Source organism: Paludibaculum fermentans, from assembly GCF_051172195.1.
Lineage (GTDB): Bacteria > Acidobacteriota > Terriglobia > Bryobacterales > Bryobacteraceae > Paludibaculum > Paludibaculum fermentans_A.
Map to the genome: position 1 here is coordinate 325,146 of NZ_JBPJAQ010000001.1, position 25,046 is coordinate 350,191.

22 protein-coding genes are annotated in these 25,046 nt (G+C 64.2%); 14 read left to right on the forward strand and 8 right to left on the reverse strand.

What is annotated here, in order from left to right:
• The first annotated feature begins 4 nt into the window (after nt 1-4).
• The 5 genes from ACR9Y2_RS01320 (at nt 5) to ACR9Y2_RS01340 (ending at nt 4,194) form a co-directional block, all read left to right on the forward strand.
• The gene (locus tag ACR9Y2_RS01320) at nt 5-517 is read left to right on the forward strand and encodes a hypothetical protein (protein ID WP_435039217.1); all 513 of its coding nucleotides are present in this window, start codon (nt 5-7) and stop codon (nt 515-517) included.
• The gene (locus ACR9Y2_RS01325) at nt 514-2,046 is read left to right on the forward strand and encodes a hypothetical protein (protein ID WP_435039218.1); all 1,533 of its coding nucleotides are present in this window, start codon (nt 514-516) and stop codon (nt 2,044-2,046) included. The genes ACR9Y2_RS01320 and ACR9Y2_RS01325 overlap by 4 nt, the downstream gene beginning before the upstream one ends.
• Complete coding sequence (locus ACR9Y2_RS01330; RefSeq protein WP_435039219.1) at nt 2,033-3,301, forward strand: hypothetical protein; 1,269 nt, start codon at nt 2,033-2,035, stop codon at nt 3,299-3,301. The genes ACR9Y2_RS01325 and ACR9Y2_RS01330 overlap by 14 nt, the downstream gene beginning before the upstream one ends.
• A 121-nt stretch (nt 3,302-3,422) precedes the next feature.
• Entirely contained in the window at nt 3,423-3,644 is a 222-nt protein-coding gene (locus ACR9Y2_RS01335) for a hypothetical protein (protein WP_435039220.1), read from the forward strand.
• The gene (locus ACR9Y2_RS01340) at nt 3,631-4,194 is read left to right on the forward strand and encodes a TIR domain-containing protein (protein WP_435039221.1); all 564 of its coding nucleotides are present in this window, start codon (nt 3,631-3,633) and stop codon (nt 4,192-4,194) included. Before ACR9Y2_RS01335 ends, ACR9Y2_RS01340 begins: the two co-directional genes overlap by 14 nt.
• Here ACR9Y2_RS01340 and ACR9Y2_RS01345 read toward each other — a convergent pair.
• Nucleotides 4,160-6,187 carry an alpha/beta hydrolase family protein gene (locus tag ACR9Y2_RS01345; RefSeq protein ID WP_435039222.1) on the reverse strand — a complete coding sequence of 676 codons (2,028 nt, stop codon included), beginning with the start codon at nt 6,185-6,187 and terminating at the stop codon, nt 4,160-4,162. The two genes, ACR9Y2_RS01340 and ACR9Y2_RS01345, sit on opposite strands and share 35 nt — an antisense overlap.
• Nucleotides 6,184-8,208 (reverse strand): hypothetical protein, encoded by a 2,025-nt coding sequence (locus tag ACR9Y2_RS01350; RefSeq protein ID WP_435039223.1) that lies wholly within the window; start codon nt 8,206-8,208, stop codon nt 6,184-6,186. Before ACR9Y2_RS01350 ends, ACR9Y2_RS01345 begins: the two co-directional genes overlap by 4 nt.
• A gap of 50 nt (nt 8,209-8,258) precedes the next feature.
• Here ACR9Y2_RS01350 and ACR9Y2_RS01355 point away from each other — a divergent pair, with 50 nt between their 5' ends.
• Nucleotides 8,259-9,038: a class I SAM-dependent methyltransferase gene (locus tag ACR9Y2_RS01355; protein WP_435039224.1), complete on the forward strand. Its 780-nt coding sequence runs from the start codon at nt 8,259-8,261 to the stop codon at nt 9,036-9,038.
• 9 nt (nt 9,039-9,047) lie between these two features.
• On the opposite strand, the gene ACR9Y2_RS01360 is transcribed toward ACR9Y2_RS01355, so the two are convergent.
• Entirely contained in the window at nt 9,048-9,479 is a 432-nt protein-coding gene (locus tag ACR9Y2_RS01360) for a tetratricopeptide repeat protein (RefSeq protein ID WP_435039225.1), read from the reverse strand.
• A 22-nt stretch (nt 9,480-9,501) separates the two neighbouring features.
• Between ACR9Y2_RS01360 and uvrC the strand changes: the two genes are divergently transcribed.
• Complete coding sequence (uvrC, locus tag ACR9Y2_RS01365) at nt 9,502-11,325, forward strand: excinuclease ABC subunit UvrC (protein WP_435039226.1); 1,824 nt, start codon at nt 9,502-9,504, stop codon at nt 11,323-11,325.
• Here uvrC and ACR9Y2_RS01370 read toward each other — a convergent pair.
• Together ACR9Y2_RS01370 and ACR9Y2_RS01375 are read right to left on the reverse strand one after the other, a co-directional pair.
• Nucleotides 11,296-12,036, reverse strand: coding sequence for a metallophosphoesterase family protein (locus ACR9Y2_RS01370; RefSeq protein ID WP_435039227.1), 741 nt, complete (start codon nt 12,034-12,036; stop codon nt 11,296-11,298). The genes uvrC and ACR9Y2_RS01370 overlap by 30 nt on opposite strands.
• Nucleotides 12,024-13,172 (reverse strand): metallophosphoesterase, encoded by a 1,149-nt coding sequence (locus ACR9Y2_RS01375; protein WP_435039228.1) that lies wholly within the window; start codon nt 13,170-13,172, stop codon nt 12,024-12,026. The genes ACR9Y2_RS01370 and ACR9Y2_RS01375 overlap by 13 nt, the downstream gene beginning before the upstream one ends.
• A 65-nt stretch (nt 13,173-13,237) precedes the next feature.
• Here ACR9Y2_RS01375 and ACR9Y2_RS01380 point away from each other — a divergent pair, with 65 nt between their 5' ends.
• The 3 genes from ACR9Y2_RS01380 to dapF (ACR9Y2_RS01390) are packed head-to-tail and all read left to right on the forward strand — an operon-like array spanning nt 13,238 to nt 16,495.
• Complete coding sequence (locus tag ACR9Y2_RS01380) at nt 13,238-14,149, forward strand: PfkB family carbohydrate kinase (protein WP_435039229.1); 912 nt, start codon at nt 13,238-13,240, stop codon at nt 14,147-14,149.
• A complete protein-coding gene (locus ACR9Y2_RS01385; protein WP_435039230.1) occupies nt 14,100-15,686 on the forward strand; it encodes a glycosyltransferase family 39 protein in 1,587 nt (528 codons plus the stop codon). Before ACR9Y2_RS01380 ends, ACR9Y2_RS01385 begins: the two co-directional genes overlap by 50 nt.
• Nucleotides 15,683-16,495, forward strand: coding sequence for a diaminopimelate epimerase (gene dapF, locus ACR9Y2_RS01390; RefSeq protein ID WP_435039231.1), 813 nt, complete (start codon nt 15,683-15,685; stop codon nt 16,493-16,495). The genes ACR9Y2_RS01385 and dapF (ACR9Y2_RS01390) overlap by 4 nt, the downstream gene beginning before the upstream one ends.
• A gap of 65 nt (nt 16,496-16,560) precedes the next feature.
• On the opposite strand, the gene ACR9Y2_RS01395 is transcribed toward dapF (ACR9Y2_RS01390), so the two are convergent.
• Together ACR9Y2_RS01395 and ACR9Y2_RS01400 are read right to left on the reverse strand one after the other, a co-directional pair.
• Nucleotides 16,561-17,595, reverse strand: a complete 1,035-nt coding sequence (locus ACR9Y2_RS01395; protein ID WP_435039232.1) for a hypothetical protein — start codon at nt 17,593-17,595, stop codon at nt 16,561-16,563.
• Nucleotides 17,596-17,597: 2 nt separating this feature from the next.
• Nucleotides 17,598-17,831 carry a hypothetical protein gene (locus ACR9Y2_RS01400; protein WP_435039233.1) on the reverse strand — a complete coding sequence of 78 codons (234 nt, stop codon included), beginning with the start codon at nt 17,829-17,831 and terminating at the stop codon, nt 17,598-17,600.
• Between the two features lie 357 nt (nt 17,832-18,188).
• Between ACR9Y2_RS01400 and ACR9Y2_RS01405 the strand changes: the two genes are divergently transcribed.
• The 4 genes from ACR9Y2_RS01405 to ilvD all read left to right on the forward strand — a co-directional run bounded on the left by ACR9Y2_RS01405 (nt 18,189) and on the right by ilvD (nt 23,474).
• Nucleotides 18,189-19,259: a type IV toxin-antitoxin system AbiEi family antitoxin gene (locus ACR9Y2_RS01405; RefSeq protein ID WP_435039234.1), complete on the forward strand. Its 1,071-nt coding sequence runs from the start codon at nt 18,189-18,191 to the stop codon at nt 19,257-19,259.
• Nucleotides 19,247-20,116, forward strand: a complete 870-nt coding sequence (locus tag ACR9Y2_RS01410; RefSeq protein WP_435039235.1) for a nucleotidyl transferase AbiEii/AbiGii toxin family protein — start codon at nt 19,247-19,249, stop codon at nt 20,114-20,116. Before ACR9Y2_RS01405 ends, ACR9Y2_RS01410 begins: the two co-directional genes overlap by 13 nt.
• A gap of 810 nt (nt 20,117-20,926) precedes the next feature.
• Nucleotides 20,927-21,547 carry a diaminopimelate epimerase gene (gene dapF / locus ACR9Y2_RS01415; RefSeq protein WP_435044809.1) on the forward strand — a complete coding sequence of 207 codons (621 nt, stop codon included), beginning with the start codon at nt 20,927-20,929 and terminating at the stop codon, nt 21,545-21,547.
• Between the two features lie 67 nt (nt 21,548-21,614).
• Entirely contained in the window at nt 21,615-23,474 is a 1,860-nt protein-coding gene (gene ilvD / locus ACR9Y2_RS01420; RefSeq protein ID WP_435039236.1) for a dihydroxy-acid dehydratase, read from the forward strand.
• 213 nt (nt 23,475-23,687) lie between these two features.
• On the opposite strand, the gene ACR9Y2_RS01425 is transcribed toward ilvD, so the two are convergent.
• A complete protein-coding gene (locus ACR9Y2_RS01425) occupies nt 23,688-24,395 on the reverse strand; it encodes a hypothetical protein (protein ID WP_435039237.1) in 708 nt (235 codons plus the stop codon).
• Nucleotides 24,396-25,046: the final 651 nt, after the last annotated feature.

Genomic DNA, 25,046 nt, shown 5'->3' on the forward strand with positions numbered 1-25,046 from the left:
TCCGATGCGGTGCAAGGCGGTATTGGTGCTGGCGGGCGTCCTGGCTGGATGCTCGCGCAACCCGCAATTCGCCCCGCTTCCTGAACAACTGGCAGCCGTCGAGGCACCCGATCCGCCGCCGCGGCCGTGCTTCGCCGCGATGAGTGAGCCGCGCGTCAAAGACTTTATTGTCAATGACATATCCGGCAGCGGCTGGAAGCGTTGGACCGCCGCCCGCCCCACGGTGCGCTGCACCCTGCCACGGGATGGCCAGTGGCTGGCGGCCTTCGACTTCGAGGTGGCCGAAGCAACCCTGAGGGACACCGGGCCGATCACCCTTACGTTTGAAGTAAATGGACAACAAGTTGGATCACTGCGCTGTGACCATGCGGCCGGATATCAATTCCGGGCACCCGTCCCCAAAGGACTGGGGCCCACCCTCACCCTGACGGCCATTGTCGACAAGCCCTGGGTGTCTCCGGGTGATGGCGCGCCACTCGGCGTACTGCTGACGGCGGCTGGATTTCTCCAAGAATGAAGGAGTTATGGCACATCCTGGAAGGTGCGCTGGCGACCCTGCTGCTGACGGGTTCGCTAGGCTGGCTTGTGTTGGGCGTGTGCCGGATCCGGCTGCAAGCGGCTGAGCGATGGCCCGCCGCCTTGGCCTGCGGAGTGCCTCTTGCCACTGGGGCGGTTTGCCTGGCGGGAACGCGCAAGGGTGCCTTGCTGTGGGCCGCTATCCTATTCAGCGCGCTGGCGATCTGGCGACGGAAGGGCATCCCCGTGGAAACCCAGGAGCCGCTGCCTCGCTGGCTACTGGCCGTGCTGGCGAGCGTCATGGCGGTGTTCGGGTTTCTGGCCTTGTCGAACCCCCAAACGACACCTGTTGTTTGGGACGATTCGCTGGTGAAAGCAATGGGGATCGTGCGCCATTGGACCCCGGCCGGCTGGGATGCGGGGACTTTGTGGACTCTGCCCTACCGCTTTGGTGCGGAGCCGGCCATCCGGTTGGTTCACCTCTGTTTCCTGGTGGGCCTGTCTTTGGCAGTCCTGGCCGCGGCCAGGCGCTGGATGGAACCGGTGGGGGCGGTCTGCTCGGCGTTGCTGGTATTTACCGCCGCTCCGCTCCTCGGGTTTTCAGGGCTCGGTGGCTCGCAGGTCCTGTTCGGCTTCTGCGTGTTCTCGGCGCTATGGCTCGGCGTGGCGACGAGGCAGGTGCTGATTCTGCCGTGGATTGTTCTGCTGGCCGGGTTTGCGTGGCGGATCGCACCGGACTCGGGCGGCAGCGCGTTTTCCGGGTTTGTCTTCCTACACTTGCCCTGGATCCTCATACCGTTCGCGGCGTTGGCGCTGGGTTGGCTGGTGCGCCGCCAACGAGCGGTCGCCGCGGTGCTGGTGGGGTTCCAACTGGTGACGGTCTGGCCTGGCTTGGCCGGGCGCTTGGCGCCGGCACACGACCTCACCGTGGGCGTCGAAGACGCTCGTATGCTGGAGCGGGCCGTGGGCCCCAACGCCTTCTTTTTGAGCGAGATCCCGTTGGCCCGCAGCCTGATGGCGCATCAGGTGAGCCGGGATCCGGCTTTGCTCGCCTTACTCGGGCGCGCGTTTGGAGACTGGCGCGAAGCGCGCAGCACCGTTCCGGCCACGCCTCGCAGGAGTTATACCCTTCCACGGCAGGGAGTTAGCAGCGAAGTACGCTTCTACCAGGCAGGCGTGGAAGTACCTCGGTCGACGCAGTGGCGGGTCCGGACCCTGGCGGGCGACGACAGGGCCGGCTGGGCATTCGACAACAGCCCGGTGAGCGGTTGCGACTGCGCGCTCGAGATCGATTTCGGGCAGCCGTTGAACTTCGACGAAGTAAGGGTCCTGGGCAACTACGGGCAACCGGTGAAGCCGCCCGGCGGGCTGCGCCGGAATGCAGTGATCCTGCTGAAAAGACTCGGGATCACACACGTCGTCGTGCGCGAGGGCAGCGCGCTGGCCGATGAACTGCACCGCAACGCCGGGTATTGGGGCGTCAAGGAGACTGGGCAACGCGAGGAGGTACATCTCTTTGCGCTGGAATGAGTTACGGTGGACCCGCTGGACCGGCGTGCTGCTGATGGCGGTCTTCTGCTTCCATGTATGGCGCGCGGCGACCGCCGCCATCACGACCGACGAGGCCTTTACTTTCAATGAGTTCGTCGCCCCGCCGCTGCTGCAGGTGCTCACCAGCTACGACGCGAACCACCATGTACTGCACAGCCTGTTGTGCAAGGCCGCTATCTCCTTGTTAGGCAAGGGCGATCTCCGCTTCCGCCTGCCCGCGCTGCTGGGTACGCTGCTGTACCTGTGGAGCGTCTGGAGACTCACCCGGCAACGCCTGGGGAACACACCCCTGATGGCCGCGACAGCCCTGCTACTGGCTGTCCACGCCGGCCTCATCGACTATTTCTCCCTGGCCCGGGGCTACAGCCTGGGGATGGGGTTTCTGGTCTATGCCATGGCGGAGACAGGAGTAGAGCGGTATCGGCGCGCTTCCCTGGGCTTGGGCCTGGCTGTCGCCTCGAATCCCGTCTACATCGTGCCTGCCGCGGCTTGGATCCTGTCGGTTCTCGTGACGAAACGACTGTGGCGGCGGGTAGATGAACTGGTGGCTCCGGGCCTCGTGACAGCGCTGGTGGTCCTGGCGATCCCGGCGAGCAGGGCTGTCGCCGAGCGGTTTTACTACGGCGTCCCCTCCCCCTGGATCTCGTGGCAGAGCCTGATGGACGTGCCGGGCTGGCCGGGGTTGTCCCAACTACTGGGCTTTGCCATCCCGATAGCCGTGCTGTGGGGCGCCTGGATCGAGCGCGGCGCGGTGACGATGACACTGGCGCTATGCCTGGCCTCGATCGCTGTGCTGCATTGGGCGGCGCACTTTCCGTGGCCCTACGGCCGAACGGGCATCTATCTGATTCCACTAGTATTTCTTCTGGCGGCAGAGGGCGCGCGCCGCGTCCGGTGGGGCGCCATTCCGCTCGCGGTGCTGGCGCTCGTTTCCCTCTCGGCCGTTCGGCCACATGTCTATGCGGCATGGAGCTTCGACGCCGACAACAAGGCCGTTGCCAAAGCCCTGGACGAGCTGCCTTCGCAGCACCCGGTGGCGGTGCAGGTCCCCATGGAGCAGGTGCTGCGGTATTACCGCCCCGGCACCTACGTAGTCCTGCGGCCAGGGGTCCATGCCGAGGTCTACGTCCTGCGGACGGACGAGGTAGGACTGCTGCGCCCACAGGGTATACGGGTATTAAGGCGCTTCGCGCGCAGCGGAGTGGAAATCGCGGTTTCGGAACCCCCGAGATAGCGGTCACACCATCTTCCAGTTTTTTCTCCGACTCCCAACTCACTCCATTTATTACCTTTAGCCGCAACTTCACAGTCAGCGGCGAGCCGCTGTCAGTTTTGGCGTAGTGCAATCCCGATCGATGACCAACAAGTATCTGATCGATCTTTTAACGGCGGGCGGGCAGAGCGGCCCGCAGGCCGCGGATGAACTGGACCGGACTGTGGAGCGCATCCTCAGCCGGTTGAAGAATGGCGAAGTGGTGTCGCTGCCTGGGCTGGGCAGGCTGGTGCCGGAAAGGGACTCGTTCTTTCGCTTCGAGAAGTCGAGCGTGATGGGGAGGCCCGGCCGTGTCCGTAAATAGGCAAGTGACGACGCGGCAGGTGGCCCGGTTGCTGCGGCGGTGCCTGAATCAGGGGCAGACTGTGGAGATTGCCAATCTGGGCGTGTTTACGCACGGAGCGGAGGGGGTCGAGTTCCGGCCCGAGCAGCGGCACAAGGTCTTCCTGGCCTATGCGGCGGAAGACGCGGAAGTGGTGGACAGGGTTCGCCTTGCGCTGCTGGAAGCGGGCTTCCACCCCTGGATGGACCGCCATGCCTTGCTGCCGGGACAAAACTGGCCGCGGGCGATTGAAGGGGCGATCCGGACAGCGGATTTCTTCGTGGCGTGCCTGTCGGGGCGGTCGGTGGGGAAGCGCGGGACGTTTCAGTGCGAGTTGCGTTATGCCCTGGACTGCACGCGGAGCCTGCCTCTGGACGACCTGTTCTTTCTGCCGGTGCGGCTGGAAGAGTGCAGCGTGCCGGCCCGGATCAGCGAGCAGTGGCAATATGTCGATTTATTTCCGGAGTTTACGGCCGGAATGGCCCGCTTGATCGCGGCTATGCGGAAGGAGTTGGCCCGGCGCCGAGGGTGAAGCGGCCGGCGTGTCCGGCCCGGCGGTAGGCGTCGCGAGTGGGCCGGTATTCGGCGCTGGCTTCGTTCAGCGGGACCGTCTGCAGCATGGCGTCGACCGGCGCCGTGATGGTGAGCCGGCGCGGCGCAATCAGCGCCGCAATCTCAGGCAAATCAGTGTGTTGGAGGAGACCCCGGACCAGGTAGCTGGCCGGAACGAGGTGACGATCGGTCCGCGTGAGGGCTACATAGGAAAGAAGCGGTCCGTGGCAGGTGGTGGCCGAGATGGCGGGATCGAGGGCGGCGGCACACAGCGCCCAGATGCCCGCAAGGCCGCCAGACTCCAAAACAACACTTGTCGTTTTGAAGATAAGTCGCGCGCTGGCAGCAGCTTGGAGGGTATCGGCGACACGTAGGCCGCAGAGATCCTGGTTGAGGTACCAGGCCAGGTAGGCGTGCGCGGTTTCCGGCGCGAAGAGGTGGCTGAAGTTGGCAGGCGGAGGCCCGGCCAGGCCCCGCACGTCCACAGCAAGGACACGGCGGCCCTGCCGAGCGAGTTCCGCGTTCACGGAATGTGGTTGGTCGCCGATGAGGACGATGGGCGCCTCGCGAGAAGGGCTGGCCGGGTGGTACGCGGTGGCCTGGAGAGCGAGCATCGAGTCGAAAGGCAAGTTGTAGGCTTCGACGCGGATGCCGTCGACGGTCTCGCCGCGAGTGCGGCTGGGTTCGATTTTCGGTAGCACCGGCAGGCGCAGGAGCCGGCGCAGCAGGGCGGTGGTAACTGACTGAGGAGGAGGGACTTCGCGCTGAATGAATTGGAACAGCGTGTGTCCGCGTTGCTCGTGTTTCAAGGATCCCGATGGGGTGACGTTGAGGACATCGGGCGGCTCGGGGCTGGCTGGCGGCTCTTCCGCGGGTCCTGATTTTTGCAGCAGGTGACGTGAGAGGAAGTCGGCTGTCGCCAGACGGAGTTTTTGAGTCCAGGCATGCGGCGCCTGGGCTTCGGCGGTTTCGAAATCAGCGTCATGGCCGAGCAGGCTGTAGCGCTGGCGGATGTGCGCGGCCGTCTCCTGGAAGGTCGGGGTGTAGTTCTCGATCAGGGCCAGGAGAGGTCGCGGGGCGATGGCGGAGTGGAGATCGCAGGCGTCGATGCCATGGATGGCGGCCGGAAACAGGTTCTGTTCGGCGTCGGCGATGGGGACTTTTGCACCCGATTGCAGGTGCATGGGCCAGCGGTGGAAGGTCCCGCCCTCGTTGATGACGACGCAGCGGATGCGCGGATCAACCTGGGCGAGGAACATGGTGACGGTGCCGCCGCCGGAGTGGCCGGCGCAGGCGACACGTTGTGGGTCGACTTCGGGGCGCGTGAGCAGGTAGTCGATGCCGCGCATGCCGTCGCGCACGAGGTAGCCGGTCAGGGGTTTTCCCAGCAGCAGAAGGAGGTGTCCGGAAAGGGAATGCTCGTCGACGCTGCGGAGCTTGTCCTGCTGCGTTTTGGTGATGGGGTCCCAGTATTGGCGGCGTTCGCCCTGGCCCGTGGGGTCATAGGCAAGCACAACGAACCCAGCGCGGGCGAGCAGGATATAGGCGCGCTGGTAGTCGGGGTGTTGCCGTGAGATTTCGTAGTGGCCGCAGGGTGAGAGAACGGCGGGATGAGGGCCGAGGCTGGCCGGCACGTAGAGGTTGGCCGGGACCCAAAGATTGGGCGCGGATTGGTAGAGCAGGTTTTCGATGCGGTAACCGTCGCGCTGCGTGATGCGCGTGACTTCGGCATGCAGCGGAGTGGCCGGTCCGATGGGCCCGAGCATTTCGCGGACGCGCGCCTGGATGAACCGGATGCGGTTCTGGAAGGCGGCTGGAGTCGTGATGGCTGCGCGGCGGGCGTCCCACTCGGCGGCGAGAGTGTCGAGTTGGGCAGCAAGGTGGAGAGCCAGGCTGGACGCGGGTGCAGCCGGCGATTGGGCCCAGGCCAGTGCCGGCAGGGTAAGGATGGCGCGGCGGGAGATCGGGGTCATCGCTGGGTCCAGATGGGGACGCCGAGTTCGACGAAGCGGGCGGCTCCGGTGAGGAAGTGGGCGGTGATCCAGAAGACGGTCCAGGACTCGTTATAGTCTCCACGGAGCTTGGCGAGTTCGACGTCGGCTCCGCGCTGGGCGTAGTTGGTCTGTTGAAGCTGTTCGCCCTGGCTGCCGTAGGGGTCGATGATCTGGCCGCACGAGCGGTACATGACCAGGGCCAGTTGTTTGAGGTCTTCGCGATGGTCGATCTGGCCCAGGCGGTAGATCTCGGGGGCCACGATGGCGCCCCAGACGTCGAGGTGCTGGTTCTGGACGGAGACCGCAGTCCAGCCGCGGGTGCGGACGCGATGGTCGGTCAAACGGCCGGCCGGAAAGGGGACGTCCCAGACGTAGGTATAGGTGAGGACGACGTCGGCGGCATGGCGGGCCCACACCAGGTGCTCGGGTTGGTGGCTGTCCTCGTATAGCGAGAGGAAACCCTGGAAGGCGAGGGCGGCGGCTTCTTTGTCCTCACAGGAGGCATCGAGGGTACCACCCCAGTAGGGTTCGCGCATGGCCAAGTGGCGGCCGGCATAGTGCTGGGCCGCTTTCACGGCAGCCTGGCGGTAAAGCGGTGTCTGGAATAGGCGGGCGCCCTCGACGAGCGGAGCGACAAACGACGCCTCGCTGGTGGAGGCGGGCTTCCAGTCCGGTTTGAGAATGCGGGCGGCGTGGACATCGCAGGCCTTGCGCAGGAAGGCCTCCCATTTGGTGGTGTTGCGATGGGCGGCGCGGCCGGCCTTAATCGCCCGGGCGAAGGCCAGCATGGCTTGGCCCTGGTTGAGAACTTCGGTCCGGTCCCAGCTCTTCTTCTGGAGGTCGTACCAGTTGTGGAAGCCGCCTTCATAGAAGGTGGCGGTCGAGAGGAAGTCGAGCGACTTCTGGGCGTAGGTGAGGGTGGCGGGGTCATTCAAGCCCGGCGCGAGGACCTGGAGAGCGTAGCCGGGCGCTTCGGCCTGGCCGGTCCAGCCCATGACGGATTGCGGCCGGTCGACGTACTTCTGGAAGGTGCTGAAGTCGGGCGACTCGTGCCAGCGGGTTTTGGCGTAGCGGTACTTGGCCCGGACGATGTCCGGGAAGGTGGGGAAGTCGCCGGCGTAGAAGGGGTGGAAGAGGTGTAAGGACGACAGCACCGAGTGCTGGAAAGCTGAGCCCTCGCGGTCGACCGGAAAGGCCTCGAGATAGAAAGACTTCTCGATGACAGCTCCGGGCGGGACAGTGAGCCACGCTTCGGGGTAAGGCATGAAGCCGCGCTGCAGGCCCTTGATGACGGAGCGCTGGCTGTTCGAGGCGGCCGGTCCGCTGAGGAGCGTGAGTTCGGTGGATCCTTTCTGCGAAACGAAGCCAAGCGACCACCATTGGTCGGGGCGGCGGCCATGCGGCGCCGGTGACGGGATGGAATGGAGAGCGGCGCCCCAGAGCCGGGAGCCGCGATGAAGTTCCAGCGACACAAAGGGCATCGGGTAGCGATGCTCTTCATACAGCGACTCTTCGCCCGGCTGGCCGGTGGATACGGGAACCCGGCGGCTGCGAGCTCCGGAGGGGTTGCCGTAGTAGTTGATGCCAGGCAGCAGGGGCTGGGCGGAGTCGGCCGGCGCTTCGAAGCGGACAGAGAGGGTGACGTGGGTAGCAGGCTGCGAGCCTTTCCAGGTGAAGCGGCGGAGCCCGTGGATCAGGCCATTTTCCAGGCGGTAGGCGTCCTGCAGGGCCCAGGTGCCGCCGCAGGCTTGGAGGTCGGCGGTGAGGATGGTCCATTCGCCTTCGGTGGTGGTCTTGGCGGGTTGGGCGTGCTGCCAGTGGGTGGGCCAGTTGTCGTTCCACTCACAGGAGATGGACCAGAGTCCTTCGGCGGGTGATTGGGCGACGAGTTCCGAGCCGGAGAGAACCTGGACGCGCTGGTTCTCAATCTTTAAACGAGGCTGGGCAACGGCCAAGGGGCCCAGGGCCAGGGCCAGGAGGAGGACAGGACGCCGGTTCACACCTTGCATTGAATCACGAAGGGATCGAGTGGTTGTTGGGATAATGGAGTATGGATCGTTCCCACGTAGAGCATAACGAGCGCATTCTGAGTCAGTTCACTTTGCAGGCCGTGCCTTTTGCCCAGGCGCCTTCCCATTCAGCAGAGGCTTCGCTGCGGCTTCTGCTGGAAACCGCCCGGGTGCAGGCGTCGGATGAAGTCCTCGATATCGCCTGCGGACCGGGCATCGTCAGTTGCGCCTTTGCGGGTGTCGCGAAGTGGGTGACCGGAATGGATCTCGTGCCGGCCATGATTGACCAGGCTCGGGTGCTGCAGGACCAGAAGGGGCTCGGCAATCTGGAATGGCGGCTGGGCGATGCCACGGCACTGCCCTTCCCTGATGGCAGCTTCGACCTGGTGGTGACGCGGTACTCATTCCACCATCTGATGGACCCGGCTGCGGTGCTGCGCGAGATGATTCGGGTGTGCCGGCCGGGCGGCCGGATCGTCGTCAACGACGTCACTCCGGAACCGGAAAAGGGCGCCGCCTACGATGAGATGGAGACGCTGCGGGATCCGTCGCACGCGCGGGCGGTGCCGCTGCCAGAACTGCTCGGGTTGGGCAGCCAGCTGGGCCTCGCCGAGTTGGGCCAGGCGTTCTATCGGCTGGATACTTCGGTGGAGGCGCTGCTGGGCGCGTCGTTCCCCAATCCGGGAGATGCGGGCAAGCTGCGCAGGCTGATCCAGGGTGACGTCGGTGTCGACCGGTTGTCGATTCAGGCGTACGAGCGGGAGGGCGAGCTGCGGTTCGGGTTCCCGTGTTCCATCGTGGCCTGGAGGAAGCCGGAATAGTCCAGGCGGCTATTTCCTGGCCTGGGTACCTTGGGGCAGCTTGGCGAGGCGCTTCTTCACTTCGGGCGCTTCCTTGGTATCCGGGGCGACCTGGAGGTACTTTTCGTAGGCCGATTTCGCGGCGGCGGTTTCACCCATCTTCTCGCGGGCCTCGCCCAGCAGCAGATAGGCTTCGGCGGCCTGGCCGTTCCAGAGGAGGGCCTCTTCGAAGCGCATGGTGGCGGCCTTCCACTTGCCGCGCTTCATGTAGAACTTGCCCGTCTTGATCTCCGTCTCGGCCTGCAGCGGATTGAAGACGTACTCCTTCTTGGGTTTAGCGCTGGCGTCCTCTTCCTCTGGCTCAGCGAAGGGAGGCTGCTGCGCCTTCTCCTTGGGCGGCTCAGCCTGCTGGGCGCAGGCAAGCGCGGCGGAGAACAGAAGCAGCGGGAGTATGCGTGCCACAATTAAATTATAGGCCTCCTAGATGAGCTCCCGCGTTGATGAGCTGCGAGAGAAAGCTTCGCAATTGCCGCTGCTGCCCGGCGTGTACCTGTACAAAGACACCGCCGGGACGGTGCTGTATGTAGGCAAAGCGAAGAACCTGCGAAGCCGGGTTCGCAGTTATTTCAACGAAGACCGGCTGGCCGAGGCAAAGACCGGCAGCCTGATCCGGGAAGCGCACGATCTCGACTACATCCTGCTGGATAACGAGAAAGAGGCGCTGGCGCTCGAGAACAACCTGATCAAACAGTACAAGCCGCGCTTCAATGTGCTGCTGCGGGACGACAAGACTTATCCATACATCAAGCTGACGAACGAGAAGTGGCCGCGGGTGTACGTGACCCGGCGGTTGCGGAAGGACGGCACGTACTTCGGCCCGTACTTCCCGGGGAACCTGGCGCACCGGCTGGTGAACTTCATCCACCGCCATTTCAAGATCCCGTCGTGTACGGTGGACTTCTCGCGGAACCACACGCACCCGTGCCTGGAGTTCCACATTCACCGCTGCCTGGGTCCGTGTGTGCAGGGGTTGACGACGGAGCAGATCTACGCCGAGCATGTGCGCGACGTGCGGATGTTCCTGGAAGGGCGTACGCACGACCTGGCGTCTGAGATGCGCAAACGCATGGAGCAGGCGTCGGAGGCGATGGAGTTTGAGCGGGCGGCGGCGCTGCGGGATCTGATCCACACGGTGGAAGAGGTGGAGCAGAAGCAGAAGATGGCCGCGGCCTCGGGCGATGACATCGACATCTTCTCGTCGTATGCGGAACCGCCGCAGGTGGCGGTGAATCTGTTCCATCTGCGGAACGGGCGCATTGTCGACCGGCGCGAGTTCTTCTGGGAGGACCTGAGCGAGTACGAACCGCAGGAGTTCTTCACCACGCTGCTGATGCAGGTGTATAGCTCGGGGCAGCCGGTTCCGGCCGTGATTCACGTGCCTTTGGAGCTGGATGACCGCGAGGTGCTGGAAGAGCTGCTGAGCGAGAAGCGGGGCAAGAAGACGGAGATCCACACTCCGCAGCGCGGGCAGAAGCGGGCGCTGCTGGCGCTGGTGGGGTCGAATGCGCGGCACAGCTTTGAGCAGCGGTTCCGGGTGCTGCGGCCGACGTCGGCGGCGATCAGTGAAGCGCTGGAAGAGGCGCTGAACCTGCCGGATGCTCCGAAGCGGATCGAGTGTTTCGATATCTCGCACATCCAGGGCACGGACAAGGTCGCGAGCATGGTGGTGTGGGAAGAGGGCCGGATGAAGAAGTCGGACTACCGCAAGTTCATCATCCGGACGGTGGTGGGCAACGACGATTTCGCATCGATGTATGAGGTGGTGACGCGGCGGTACGGGCGGCTGCAGGCGGAAGACAAGCCGATGCCGGGGCTGGTGTTGATTGACGGCGGGCTGGGGCAGTTGCACTCGGCCGCGGCGGCGCTGGAGGCGTTGGGCATCCTGAATCAGCCGCTGGCTTCGCTGGCCAAGCGGGAAGAGACGCTGTATGTCTACGGGCAGGAAGACGAGCCCATCGTGTTGGAGCGGAACTCGCCGGTGCTGCACCTGGTGCAAATGATCCGCGACGAGGCGCACCGGTTTGCGGTGACCTTCCACCGGAACCGGCGGGATGCCCGGACGTTGACCAGCGAGCTGGTGGAGATCCCCGGGGTCGGGCCGAAAACGATTGAGAAGCTGCTGAAGACGTTTGGGAGCCTGACGGGGGTGAAGGCGGCCAGCGAGGAAGAGTTGGCGGCGGCGATCGGGAAGGTAGCGGCTTCGAAGTTGAGGGCGGCGTTAGCGGCCGGCGGCCAGGCGGTCAGCTAAGTATTCGGGGAGGCCGGCTTCGTGGATGCGGTTCTGCGCGGCGCGGATGTCGTACTTCACGCGGCGGTAGTGGAGCAGCGAGTTGCCGGAGTCCCAGATGGCATAGGCGGCACGGGGGTCGCCATCGCGGGGCTGGCCGACGGAGCCGGGGTTGACGAGGTAGAGGAAGTCGGGGTCGAGGTCGATGATGCGCTCATCTTCGCTGAGCGCGGGCTTGGTGAGGCGCTGGATGCCGCCGCGCTGCCAGCTCCAGCCGCCCTGCAGGTGGGTGTGGCCGAAGAAGCAGATTTTGCGCAGCATGATCTGGTCGAGGCCGGCGATGTCGACTGTGTCGATGAGGTAGTCGTCTTCGCCTCCGGGGGAGCCGTGGGCGATCTCGAAGCCGTCGAAGGTGAGCGGGCCGGCGGGCAGGGCAGCGAGCCAGGCGCGGCTGGCGGGCGGGAGCTCGTCGAAGGTCCAGAGGGCGGCTTCGCGGGCCACCGAGTTGAACATGAGCGGATCCTCGACGCCGCAGCAGACGGTGTCGTGATTGCCGCGAACCACGGCGGAGAGCGTTTTGCGGGCCCAATCGATGACTTCGACGGGAGCGGCGTTGTAGCCGACGAGGTCACCGCAGCAGACGATGGTGTCGTACGCGCCTTCAGCGTGCCTCAGAACGGCGTGGAGCGCCTCGAGGTTCGAATGAATGTCACTGAGAATCAGGTGGCGCACAGGCGAAGCAAGCTGACTTCCGGCGGAGCTCCCAGACGAACAGGCATGGCGACGGTACCAAGACCCGAGCTCACGTATACCAGTTTTCGATCCCGCTCGTAAAGTCCGCGTACAAAAGGAGTGAAAAATCGTGCGGCGCTGAGGTTTTCGTGCAGGATTTCGACGTTGATCTGACCTCCATGTGTATGACCGGCGAGTGTGACATCGAAGCCTGCCTGGGCAGCGCGCGGGAAGGTGTCGGGGTTGTGTTGGAGGAGGAGGTTGGCGGCTCCGGGGACGATGAGGGATTCGGCCCGCGGGAGGTAAGGCGAGTGGAGCGGCTGGTAGTCGTAGCCGGCGAGATTGAGTTGAGCCTGGCCGAAGCGGAGGAGGGCGGCGCGCTGGCGGAGGAACTGGAAGCCGTAGCGGGCGCCCTGCGTGGTGGCGTATTCGAGGGCTTCGGCATAGATCTCGTGATTGCCGTGGCAACCGTAGATGCCGGCTTCGGCCTTGAGTCCGCGCAGGAGTTGGAGGCAGCCTGCCATGTCGTCGCCGCGGCGCGTGACGAGGTCGCCGGTGAGGAAGATGAGATGCGGTTTGTACTCGTTCGCCATGCCGATGGCACAGCGCAGTTCGGCGGGGCCGAAGAAGGGCCCGAAGTGGATGTCGGTGAGCTGGACGATGCGGAGGCCGTGGAGATCCGGGTGGAGGTTGGGCAAGTGGAGGTCCACCTGTTCCTGCACCATGGAGGTGCGGGCGAGATAGGCTCCATAGCCGGCGAGGGCCAGGGGCGCGGCGGCGACGGGCGCGCCGAGGGCGAGGAAGCGGCGGCGGTCCGGGTGGAAGGTTTCGGCGTGCTGGGTGCACCAGAACCAGATGCCGGCCGAGACGACGAGGCAGATCCAGAAAAGGGAGGCGGCCAGCAGGAAGGCGACCAGGTTGGCCGGCATCCAGCGGAAGTGAATTTCCATGAGGATGGGCAGGCCGATGGCCAACCAGAGGGAGGTGGCGATCCAGACGGCCCTGATGAAACGGCGAAGAGCCGGGCTGAGTTGCGCCGGGCGGGAAGCCATGAGCCTGAAAGCGACCAGGCGTTGCAGAAAGAGGCAGGAACAGATGACCGTGATCAGCGGCACCCAGCGCCGGATAGTCTCCATGATTACTTCCTCTATTGTAGCTGTCGTCGTTGGGCGGACCGCGAGGTACGGCTACAATTGAAAGAATGTCTCTTGTTGTCGTTGGATCCGTCGCATACGACGGAGTCACTACCCCCGCGGGCAAGGTCGACCGCATGCTGGGCGGCGCTTGCACCTATATCGCACTTTCAGCGAGCTATTTCACGAAGACCGAGATTGTCGCCGTGGTCGGCGAGGATTTCGCCCAGGAAGATACGGACCTGCTGGCATCGCACGGCATCGGGCTGGAGGGCCTGGAGCGTGTGGCCGGCAAGAGTTTCTTCTGGGCGGGTGTCTACTCGGCCGATATGAACGATCGCGAGACGCTCACGACCGAGTTGAATGTCTTTGCCACGTTTGATCCGAAGCTCTCGGCGAGCCAGAAGCAGCAGCCTTACCTGATGCTGGGCAACATCCAGCCGGGGCTGCAGAAGACCGTGCGCGACCAGATGACGAACCTGAGCCTGGTGGGCGGCGACACGATGAATTTCTGGATCAACGACTTCCGCGGCGAGTTGCTGGAGACGTTGAAGGGCTGGAATTTCCTCTTGATCAACGACAGCGAAGCGAAGCTGTTGTCGGGTGAAAGCAACCTGAAGAAGGCGGCCGCGCATGTGCGGGCGCTGGGTCCGAAGCTGCTGGTGATCAAGCGGGGCGAGTATGGGGCGACGCTGTTCCACGAGAACGGGTTCTTCAGCGTGCCGGGCTACCTGCTGCACGGGCTGAAGGATCCGACGGGCGCGGGCGACTGCTTCGCGGGCGGCTTCATCGGCTATCTGGCATCGCGCGGCGTGAATGCGGAGACGGCTTCGCACCAGGATCTGGCCAAGGCCGTGGTGTACGGATCCGTGATGGGCAGCTTCTGCTGCGAGGAGTTTGGGGTTGACCGCTTCCGGACGCTGACCAGAGATGACATCGAAGCGCGCTTCGAAGAGTTCCGCCAGTTCACCGCGTTCTAAGGCGGCGCGGAGCGGCTCGTACACGCCGTGGAGCGGCCTGGCGGTATGGGCTGTCCTGGCGCTGTGGAGCACCGTGGCGGTGTGGTATGTCCTGTCGCAGGGTTGGACGCTGTGGTACGGGGACGCGGAAGCGCACCTGAATATTGCGCGGCGGATTCTGGACTCGAGGGCGGCGGGGTACGAGCAGATCGGCACGGTGTGGCTGCCGCTGCCGCATGTGTTGATGATGCCGCTGGTGGCAGTGGACTCACTGTGGCGCAGCGGCCTGGGCGGGGCCATCGTCTCCGGCTTCTGCTTCACACTGGCCGGACTATTCCTGTTCCTGGCAGTGCGGCGCATCTTTGATTCCACGGCCGCGGCCCTCACGGCGGTGGCGGCGTTCGCGCTGAATCCGAACCTGATGTATTTGCAGGCGACTCCGATGACGGAGCCGTTGTCGCTGTGCTGTGCGACGGGCCTGCTGTATTTCTGCGCGCGGTTTCATGACAGCCAGTCGTGGGTCGATGCGCTGTTGGCGGGCCTGCTGGCCTGCTGCGGCACATTGACCCGGTATGAGGCATGGGTCCTGCTGCCGTTCGTCGCTCTGTACGTATTGATCGCGGGCGGCGAGCGGCGGTGGCTGAGCGCGCTGGTGTTCTGTCTGGCGGCGGGCGCGGGGCCGGTGTATTGGCTGTTACACAACCGGATCCTGTACACGAATCCGCTGGAGTTCTACAACGGGCCGTGGTCGGCCAAGGCGATCTATCAGCGGGCCCTGGACAAGGGCATGGACAAGTATCCGGGCGATCATGACTGGCCGAAGGCGTGGGAATACTACCGGGCGGCGGCGGAGTTGTGCGTGGGGCGGCCGCTGGCGTGGGTGGGTGTAGCGGGGCTGGCGGCGGCGTTGATCAAGCGCGGCTGGTGGGCGGTGCTGCTGCTGGCATTGACGCCGGCGTTCTATGTGCTGAGCCTGTATTCGTCGGGGACTCCGATCTTCGTGCCGCACTTGTGGCCGAACAGCTACTACAACACTCGGTATGGGCTGAACCTGCTGCCTCTGGCGTGTCTCGGGTTGGCGGGGCTGGTGGCTTTGATTCCGGCGAAGTTGCGCGGGCTGGCGGCGGTGATCCTGATCGGTGTGGCGGTGGCGCCGTGGGTGGGTTATCCGCGCAAGGAGACCTGGATCTGCTGGCGGGAGTCGCAGGCGAATTCGGCCGGGCGGCGGGCCTGGACCCAGGAGGCGGTGGAGTACCTGAAGCCGCGGTACAAGCGGGGTACGGGGATCTTCATGAGCTTCGGCGATCCGACGGGGATCCTGCGGGAAGCGGGCATTCCGATCAAAGAATCGCTGCACGAGGGCGATGGGCCGATGTGGCAGGCGGCGGTAATGCGGCCGGACTTTTTCATGTGGGACGAGTGGGTGATTGCGATCTCGGGGGACCGGGTATCGCAGGCGGTGAACAAGTTGCGGCGCGGGCCGCGGCGGTATGAATGTGTGAGAATCTTCACTGCGAAGGATTCTCCGGTAATCGAGATCTGGCGGCATATTCAATGACAAAAATCCCCTTTGCGAAGGCGCACGGAGCGCGCAACGACTTTTTGCTGACGTGGTCGCACGAGGCGCCGGCGGCGGAGCGGCATGTGGCCGCCTCGATTGCGATTTGCGACCGCAATGCGGGGATCGGGGCGGATGGCTGGATGCTGGTGTCGCCTCCGGCGAACGGGCGTCCGGCGGCGATCCGGCTGTTGAACTCCGACGGGAGTGCGGCGGAGATTTCGGGCAACGGGACGCGCTGCGCGGCGGCGTTCCTGGTGGATGCGGGCCTGGTGGGCGAGGATGTCGTCATTGCGACCGGGGCTGGGGAGAAGGAATTGCGGCTGCTGGAGCGCGACGAGCTGAAGTTCATCTTCGAGATGAACATGGGTACGGCTGTGATCGAGGAAGGCAATTTGAAGTTCCCGCTGGCGTGCAAGGACGGTGTGCGCGAGTGCACGATCCTTTGGGTGGGGAATCCGCAGTGCGCGCTGTTCGTGGACGACTTCGAGTTCGACTGGAAGGCCCTGGGCGCGGAGATTGAATGGCATCCGCAGTTCCCGAAGCGGACGAACGTGAGCTTCGTGAAGGTGGAAGACCGGCATACGCTGGACGTGCGGTTTTATGAGCGCGGGGCGGGGTTCACGATGTCGAGCGGAACGGGGTCGACTGGCGCGGTGTCGGCGGCGATGGCTCGGGGGTTGGTGGAGAGTCCGGTGACGGTGAAGACGCTGGCCGGACCGCTGGAGTTCCGGGCGGAGGGGGACGTGTTGCGGATGGTGGGTCCAGCGGAGATCGTGGCCGGGGGCGAGTTCTACTTCGAGGGCTGAAGCAGGCCGGACCGGGGCCGAGGGCACGCGGGTGGTGAAGGTTTGGATGTCAAAGAGCTGTGGGTTTAGGATCTGGCCGTATGGGTTCGTTTGGGTAGAGAGCGAGTGAGGAATGAGTGTGAAGGTAGAGGTGGGCTGTGGGCGGTTTCCGCAAGCAAGGGATTTGCGGATTGGGGACTGGGTTCGTTTGGCAAAGTGATGGCCAGGTGGGAGTCTAAGGTTGGAACGGGCGGGCGCGCTGGGCTGCCCTTTGCAGGCAGATTTGGCTCGGGCTTTGCAGGTGTTGGGACGTGCCCCAAGCAAGGCTGAGGGGCATGCGCGGGGAGTTGGTCCAGATGCCGCGGTGGGGCCGCGGGTTCGTTTTGCGGCTGCGGCGCGGCGGGGCAGCGGAGATAGAGGCGATAACGGCCGCGGATGGGGTGGATGACGGGCGGTTTGGGGGGCTGCGGCGGTTTTGGGGGTTGGGGCGCTCCGACGCGGCCACCGAGCAGTCCGGAGAGGCCGGCGTACCTCCAGCCATCGTCGTTGAAGGAGATGGGGAGAGTGCTTTCGGGGCCGAGAGCGGCGGGTGTCATTTCGGAGAACAGGGAGCCTCCGCCCGCTCCGGCAGCCATGGTCTTGGGGACTTCGGCTTCGATTGTGGCGGACTGCGCGGCGAGGGTGGCCAGGGAGCGTTCCACCAGATTGATGCGATGGGTGATCCAGCGCTGGTAGGCCACGAGTCCTTTGGCGGCGGCGAGTTGCTGGGCGAGCCAGACGGAAGCCGCTTCGAGACTGCCATCGGTTTCGGCGCAGGCGACGTCGAAGAGGGTGCGTTCGAGGGCGGCCCAGCGGAGTTCGTGGGCCTGGAGCATGCAGCGGTTGATGAGCAGCAGACGGGCTCGGGTGTCGCGGCAGGCTTCGGTGCGGCGGAGCGCGTCGAGGAACCATGGGCCGGCGAAGTGGGCCGGCAGTTCGAAGGTGAACGGGCAAGGCGGGGTCTTGCGGGCGTTCTGGGAAGAGGCGCGTTTGCCGGCTTCGGTGCGGGGTCCGGTGGATTTGCGAGCATTGGCGCGGTTGGCGGCAAGGCGGTGGGGGGCGAGGGCGGCGCTGGCTGACATGGTTAGCGGTCCTTCCTTGGGGACGCAGTGGCGGTGACGAAGTGCTCGTGGAGAGAGCCGCGTTGAACGCCGTCAGAGATGGCATGGCATAGCTCCTGGAAGCGCACGGGGGCCTCGTAGGAGGCAACCCCCGCCGTTTCGGCAGGGTGCAGGTCCAAGTTGGCATCCGTTTGCCGGATGCGGCGAGCGAGGGCGGCAGCGGCCCTTGCATCGTTCGTCGTCACATCGATCCTCATCAATCACGCTCCGGACACATCATAAGGGAGGGCTGCCAAATCCCGGCTTGGGGTGCATTTGTTAACTCTTTGAAAGTAAATGGGAATCGATTATTTTCTCGAGGTGTGACCGCTTTTTGTTCGCCCCGGGCCAAGATGGGAGAAGTTCAGGATGGAGGCGCGGAGTCTCCGTGTTGGTGGGTGACCGGATCAAAGCCGGGCGGTGTGTTCGACTTGATGCGTCGCAGGGGCATTGCTGGAACCTTCACTCATTCAGGCAATTTCACCATGTGCTGAAACAGCCAGTTTCAGTGAAATTGTCTTGCATGATTTCACCCAAAATGCTAATTTCAACTTATGCTGAAGGCAGCCGATTCAATGAAGGCGGTGTGGGCGTTCGAGAGCGATGCCACGCATGCGCTCGAATCGGTCCTCGCCGCGATTCCGATCGTCACGCTCCAACGCATCGAACGGAATGTGATGAATGGCCCTCACGAGTTCGATATCGTGGTGCACCTGACCGCCGCAGGGCAGCCGCATCTGCTCGCCTGCGAGGTCAAGCAGAACGGGCAGCCGCGCTATGTGCGTGAGGGCCTGCTCCGGCTGAAGAACATCCTGCAACGCGCGGGGCTGCAGGCGACGCCCGTGTTCATCGCCCCTTACCTTTCGCCGGAAGCGCGCATGATCTGCCAGGAAAACCAGGTCGGGTACGTGGACCTGCAGGGCAATGTGCGGCTCGAATTCGATGGGGTATTCATTGAGCGGATTGTCGCCGACAAACCCGCGCCCGACCGCCGCGAACTCAAATCGCTGTTCCGGCCGAAGTCCGCGCTGGTGCTCAAGACGCTGCTGCACGATCCCCATCGCCGCTGGCGGGTGGAGGAACTTGCCCAGTCCGCCGGTGTGAGCCTCGGCCATGCGAGCAACGTAGGCAGCGGCCTGCTCGACCGGGAATGGGCCGACAGGTCCGCGCAAGGCCTGTTCCTTGCAAAGCCCAACGAGCTGCTCGATGCCTGGCGTGACGCGTATGAAGCGCCGCCGGGCAAGCGCCTGAGCTTCTACACCATTCTGCACGGCAAGTTGTTTGAGGAGGCCGCGCGCGCCACACTTCGAACGCCCGCCCTGAACGCGCGCGCAGTCTTCGCCTCCTTCTCGGCCGCCCAGTGGCTCGCGCCTTACGGCCGCACAGGCATGCAGTATTTCTACGCGGATGAGGCGGGACTCGAAAGACTCAAAACCGCCCTACAGCTTTCCATCTCCGGCAGGGGAGAAAACGTGACCGTCACTATTCCCAAGGATCGCGGGCTACTGGAGGATACGGTGGAGCCTGCTCCAGGCGCCCTCTGCACGAGTGCGGTGCAAACCTATCTGGACCTTTGTGTGGCGGGCGAACGCGGCCGGGAAGCCGCCGATCATTTACGACGGGAGAAGCTCCAATGGGCCCAATAGAACGAAGAGAGCCGCAGTCCGCGGCGGATTACGATGACCGCACCACGGACGCCGTCAAACGTGTGCTCATTGAGATTGGGCAGATTCTGGGGAGCTTCAAGGGCAAGTTCGCAGTCGTCGGCGGAGCCGTGCCCTGGCTACTGCTTGATAACGAGGAGATGCCCCATGTGGGCACGCTTGACGTGGATCTGGGCCTCGATGCCGAAGCGCTTGGCGACGGGGAGTATGCCCATCTGGTGGAAGCACTCCAAGGCAAAGGCTATGCACAGAGGGAAGGACTCAGGCGCTTTCAGCTGGTGCGGCAGATTGCGGCAACGGATGACGGGCCACCCATCGACGTGATCGTGGACTTTCTGATGCCGCGCGACGCTGAGATCGTGAAGAACAAGCCGCCGCTCATCGACAATTTCGCGGTTCAGAAAGCGGACGGCGCGGAACTCGCGCTGCATTTCTACCAGTTGGTGGCGATAGAAGGCGCGATGCCAACGGGCGGCACGAACCGCGTCGAAGTGGCGGTGTGCTCCATTCCCGCGCTGCTCGCCATGAAAGGGCATGCACTGAACAACCGCCACAAGCAGAAAGACGCCTACGACATCTATTACTGCGTCCGAAACTATCCCGGCGGACCCGACGCCTTGGCCGATGACTGCCGCCCCATTCGGAAGCACGCCAGCGGCGAAACAGGATACCGGTATATCGCGGAGAAGTTCCGCACCGAAGACGACTACGGACCGACTTGCGTCCGGCAGTTTGTCGACGACACCAGAATTCTGGGAGAGCGCACGGCGGATCAGTGGCAGCAGGACGCGTTTGGGCAGGTCAATGCCTGGCTTGAGGCGCTGGGGCGGGCGGGTTAACTGCGTTCCTCCCCATCAACCTCCTTTCACCTAGGGCATATGTATGCGATGTGTTGGGGCGCGTCGCGGAACACCCGATCCAGCGAATGGACGAATTGCTACCGAGGAACTGGAGCCCACCGAAGTTTAGTCGCCGACGGCATATGCCGGGCAGAGGAGGGATGGCTTCACCGGACACATACTGCGCCTCCCCATTCCGGGATAGCGTGCCACCTACCGGCAGCCGGCGATGGCGGATATGCCCTTTCTCTCACCAACCACCTAACCGCAACCCTATCGCGGAAAAGTCGAACGCCGTCGATTCACACTCATCGCTTCGCCCTCAGTGCTCCTTGGCAGTGGTAATTGGAGAGGGGGCAGCCTGTCCCCCATCCCCACTCTGACTGTGGATGCGGCAACGAATCGGCTGAAGGAGGCGGGGTTAGTCTACGACTCGGATACGCAAACGGGGTGGTTGCTGCTGTTGGGGTGGATGACGGCGTCCTTTGACATTTCCGGCTTTGAATGGCGGGTCTCACCTACCGGCGGGATCGCGACCCGTCCCAGCGGCAATTCCGATAGATTGAATGCGCACTACCGAGTACGTTACGGGCGACGGGTGGGGCTGGTGAGGACCGGCAAGTCATGGTATCCAAACGAGTTGCTGGCTGAGAAGAGGGCTGGCGGACTACGGGACTGCGGGGGGTCCAGCGGCAGATGGCAAGGGGGACAGGGGCAGTAAATCTTTTATTTTCAGCCACTTACTAAAAGGCACACGCCAGGCTGTCCCCTTTTCTTGTCCCCTTTTCTGGGCGTCCGGCGGCGATCCGGCTGTTGAATTCCGACGGGAGTGCGGCGGAAATCTCTGGCTATGGCACGCGCTGCGCGGCGGCGTTCCTGGTGGATGCGGGCCTGGTGGGCGAGGATGTCGTCATTGCGACGGGGGCTGGGGAGAAGGAACTACGGCTGCTGGAGCGCGACGGGCTGAAGTTCATCTTCGAGATGAACATGGGCACGGCGGTGATCGAGGAAGGCCATTTGCGGTTCCAGTTGCTGTGCAAGGACGGTGTGCGTGAGTGCACGATCCTCTGGGTGAGGAATCCGCAGTGTGCGTTGTTTGTGAATGACTTCGAGTTCGACTGGAAGGCCCTGGGCGCGGAGATTGAGTGGCATCCGCAGTTTCCCAAGCGAACGAACGTGAGCTTCGTGAAGGTGGAAGACCGGCATACGCTGGATGTGCGGTTTTATGAGCGCGGGGCGGGCTTCACGATGTCGAGCGGAACGGGGTCGACTGGCGCGGTGTCGGCGGCGATGGCTCGGGGGTTGGTGGAGAGTCCGGTGACGGTGAAGACGCTGGCCGGACCGCTGGAGTTCCGAGCGGAGGGGGACGTGTTGCGGATGGTGGGTCCAGCGGAGATCGTGGCCGGGGGCGAGTTCTACTTCGAGGGGTGAGACTGGTGGGAGCGTGGAACCGGCAGTCCTAGCCCGAGGCGGGCCTGAGCGCGTACAGTGAAAGAGAATGCCTGCTTATCGCTCACGAACCACTACACACGGCCGGAATATGGCCGGGGCTCGCAGTCTGTGGCGCGCAACCGGAATGAAGGATGACGATTTTGGAAAGCCGATTATCGCCATCGCGAATTCCTTCACCGAGTTTGTTCCGGGTCATGTTCACCTGAGAGACCTCGGGCTCCTGGTTGCCGGCGAGATCGAACGGGCGGGCGGGGTTGCGAAGGAGTTCAACACCATCGCCGTGGACGATGGCATCGCCATGGGGCACAGCGGAATGCTGTACAGCCTGCCGTCTCGGGAACTAATCGCCGACAGTGTCGAGTACATGGTGAACGCCCATTGCGCCGACGCCCTGGTCTGCATCTCGAATTGCGACAAGATCACGCCCGGCATGCTGATGGCCTCGATGCGGCTGAACATCCCGTCGATCTTCGTTTCCGGCGGGCCGATGGAGGCGGGCAAGGTGCGGCAGGGTGACATGGTGCGGTCGATCGACCTGATCGACGCCATGGTGGCCGCGGCGGATCCGGCCGTCAGCGACGAGGCGACGGTGGAGATAGAGCGCTCGGCGTGTCCGACGTGCGGGTCGTGCTCGGGGATGTTCACCGCAAATTCGATGAACTGCCTGATGGAGTCGCTCGGGCTGGCGCTGCCGGGGAATGGAACGCTGGTGGCCACCCACGCCGATCGGGAGAAACTGTTCCGCCAGGCAGGCGGCACGATTGTGGAACTGGCACGGCGCTACTACGAGCGGGACGACCGTTCCGTGCTGCCGCGCGAAATCGCCACGATTGCTGCATTCGAGAACGCGATGACGCTCGACATCGCGATGGGCGGCTCGACCAATACAGTGCTGCACCTGCTGGCCGCGGCGCAGGAGGCGGGCGTACCGTTCACGATGGCGGATATCGACCGGCTGTCGCGCCGCGTGCCGCATCTATGCAAGGTGGCTCCGTCGTCGGCGAACGTTCATGTGGAGGACGTGCATCGCGCCGGCGGGATCGTCGGCATTCTGGGGGAGCTCGAACGGCGTGGGCTGATCCAACGGAATGCCTACACCGTGCATGCGCCCACGCTGGGTGACGCCATCGAGCGCTGGGACGTCCGGCGCAACCAGGACCCGGAGGTGGAGCGGTTCTACCGCGCGGCGCCCGGCGGCGTCCGCACCACGCGGGCGTTCAGCCAGGAAGCGCGCTATGACCATCTGGACCTGGACCGCCAACAAGGGGCCGTGCGCGACGTCGAACACGCCTTCAGCCAGGATGGCGGGCTGGCGGTCCTGTACGGCAACCTGGCCGAAGACGGCTGTATCGTGAAGACGGCCGGAGTGGATGCGTCCAACCTAGTCTTTTCCGGGCCGGCGCGCCTCTTCGAGAGCCAGGACGACGCGGTGGAGGGCATTCTCGCTGACCGGGTCGGAGCTGGTGACGTGGTGGTGATCCGGTATGAGGGCCCCCGAGGCGGGCCGGGCATGCAGGAGATGCTGTATCCGACGAGCTACCTGAAATCGAAGGGCCTGGGGAAGAAGTGCGCGCTGATTACGGACGGCCGTTTCTCCGGCGGGACTTCGGGTCTGTCGATCGGGCACGTGTCGCCGGAATCGGCGGAGGGCGGCCTGCTGGCGCTGGTGGAGGAGAACGATCGGATTGAAATCGATATTCCCCAGCGGTCGATTCGCCTGGCGGTTGACGAGGAAGAACTGAACCGCCGCCGGGCCGCCATGGAAGCGAAGGGGCCGGAGGCGTGGAAGCCCGCGGAGCGGCAACGCACGGTCTCGGCCGCGCTGCAGGCCTATGCCGCGATGACGACCAGCGCCGCCCGCGGAGCGGTGCGCGATGTGAGCGGCCTTGTGCGGCGCGGCCGATAATCCGGCGTCAGGCTCAACAGACGGGCTCTTCCGGGACGAGGCCAGGCAGTGGTCGCGTGGACGTGGAGAGCCGGTCCGCACCCGGGATGGATTCTGGGTTTAATTTTCAAAGAGCAGTAGCGGAGGGGTCACCCGCTTGGGGCGCGAACGGCGGAGGAGGCCGTCAATGGCTTCGTCTCGTCGACGCGCGGCGGCTTTGCCTGGACGTGGTGTTTAGAGGCCCGCGACGTCGTAGTTGAAGTTGGGCAGTCCGTCCGGGCCGACCAGGTTGGCTTCGCTTCGTGGAACGCGGATGGGCTGGAGATCGGCGATGGGGTCCTGATTGTCGGGGTGGTTGGAATCGATGCCGGTGGTGAGGTGTTCGAGGGCGCGGCGGGGGCGGCCATAGCCTTCATAGAAGAAGAGTTCCTCAGTGTTTTTGGTCAGGCGGGTGACTTCGGCCAAGGGCACGTTTTCCCGGATGCCTTTGACGACATCGGGGTGCTGTTGGCCGAGGGCGGCCCGTTCCGTTTGGAGTTTGCCGAGCTCTTTGATCGCACGATAGAGGCCGCGTTCGAGGTCGCGGCGGTAGCGGGCGTAGCGTTCGAGCTGGCCGTCGTGGGTGTTGGTTTCCGCCAATGGGTCCGTTTCGGCGAGGATGATGCATTCGAAGGATTCGATGCGGCGCAGGTTCCAGGTGTGGGTGAGGATGCGGTGGAAGATCTCTTCTTCGAGGCTGTTCGCTGGGCGGGTGTCGAGGCGGAGGGCGGCTTCGAGGGCTGTGAATGCGGCACGGTCCTCGGGCGTGATGTTGAGGTGCTGGGCGGTGAAGCCGTGGCTGCGGGCGTTCTGGGCAGAACGGCTCTTGCCGTCGATGGTGACGGGGCCGGTGGACTTCTTGGCGTTCGCCTGGTTGGCGCTGATCTGAGCTGCGGTCGCCATAATACAAATCTCCCTATAAACGAAAATTGCCGGCATTGGTGCCGGCGCGATTCCACTGTAGCTGGTGGGGTCAAGGGGAAAGGGGCGTTTTGGGGAGGCTGGTATTGCAAGGAAAGGAAATAGAGATTTTCGGCGCCTGTGACTGAACAAAGCTTAATGTGGGAATTGGGGGAGAAGTGGGGTGGGCGGATGGGTGTTTCGGGCCGGGCGGGCCACGGGGCGGGCTGGTGGCTTGCAGTTGCGTGGTTTGGCGGCACTCCGGAAGCTACCGTTTACGCACAGTCGAAATGGTGGCCGAGACTGCTGCAATTTCTTGGCGCGATCCCTTATCAAGGAGACTTCCCGGGCAACTTCGATGGATTGAATGTGGACTCCGGAGTACGTTGCGAGCGACGGGTGGGACTGGTGAGGCCTGGTATGTTTACGGCATCCAAACGCGTTGCTGACTGGGAAGAGGGCTGGCGGATTGCGTGACTGCGGGCGGTCCAGCGCCAGATGGTGAGGGGACTGGGGGCAGTAACCCTTTCATTTTCTGTGGTTTGTGAGAAGGTGCACTTCAGGCTGTCCCCCTTCCGAGAATGGTGCCGACGTCATCATCAGATTTGTTGCAGTTCAGACTGTCCCCCGTCTTGCGCCCCGAACTAACCGCCG

Bases quoted from the DNA above. Each gene is read 5' to 3' on its own strand.
- ACR9Y2_RS01320 (WP_435039217.1), top strand. From the start codon at position 5: ATGCGGTGCAAGGCGGTATTGGTGCTGGCGGGCGTCCTGGCTGGATGC.
- ACR9Y2_RS01325 (WP_435039218.1), top strand. From the start codon at position 514: ATGAAGGAGTTATGGCACATCCTGGAAGGTGCGCTGGCGACCCTGCTG.
- ACR9Y2_RS01335 (WP_435039220.1), top strand. From the start codon at position 3,423: ATGACCAACAAGTATCTGATCGATCTTTTAACGGCGGGCGGGCAGAGC.
- ACR9Y2_RS01345 (WP_435039222.1), bottom strand. From the start codon at position 6,187: ATGACCCCGATCTCCCGCCGCGCCATCCTTACCCTGCCGGCACTGGCC.
- ACR9Y2_RS01355 (WP_435039224.1), top strand. From the start codon at position 8,259: ATGGATCGTTCCCACGTAGAGCATAACGAGCGCATTCTGAGTCAGTTC.
- uvrC (WP_435039226.1), top strand. From the start codon at position 9,502: ATGAGCTCCCGCGTTGATGAGCTGCGAGAGAAAGCTTCGCAATTGCCG.
- ACR9Y2_RS01375 (WP_435039228.1), bottom strand. From the start codon at position 13,172: ATGGAGACTATCCGGCGCTGGGTGCCGCTGATCACGGTCATCTGTTCC.
- ACR9Y2_RS01380 (WP_435039229.1), top strand. From the start codon at position 13,238: ATGTCTCTTGTTGTCGTTGGATCCGTCGCATACGACGGAGTCACTACC.
- ACR9Y2_RS01385 (WP_435039230.1), top strand. From the start codon at position 14,100: ATGACATCGAAGCGCGCTTCGAAGAGTTCCGCCAGTTCACCGCGTTCT.
- dapF (WP_435039231.1), top strand. From the start codon at position 15,683: ATGACAAAAATCCCCTTTGCGAAGGCGCACGGAGCGCGCAACGACTTT.
- ACR9Y2_RS01395 (WP_435039232.1), bottom strand. From the start codon at position 17,595: ATGTCAGCCAGCGCCGCCCTCGCCCCCCACCGCCTTGCCGCCAACCGC.
- ACR9Y2_RS01400 (WP_435039233.1), bottom strand. From the start codon at position 17,831: ATGAGGATCGATGTGACGACGAACGATGCAAGGGCCGCTGCCGCCCTC.
- ACR9Y2_RS01405 (WP_435039234.1), top strand. From the start codon at position 18,189: ATGAAGGCGGTGTGGGCGTTCGAGAGCGATGCCACGCATGCGCTCGAA.
- ACR9Y2_RS01410 (WP_435039235.1), top strand. From the start codon at position 19,247: ATGGGCCCAATAGAACGAAGAGAGCCGCAGTCCGCGGCGGATTACGAT.
- ilvD (WP_435039236.1), top strand. From the start codon at position 21,615: ATGCCTGCTTATCGCTCACGAACCACTACACACGGCCGGAATATGGCC.
- ACR9Y2_RS01425 (WP_435039237.1), bottom strand. From the start codon at position 24,395: ATGGCGACCGCAGCTCAGATCAGCGCCAACCAGGCGAACGCCAAGAAG.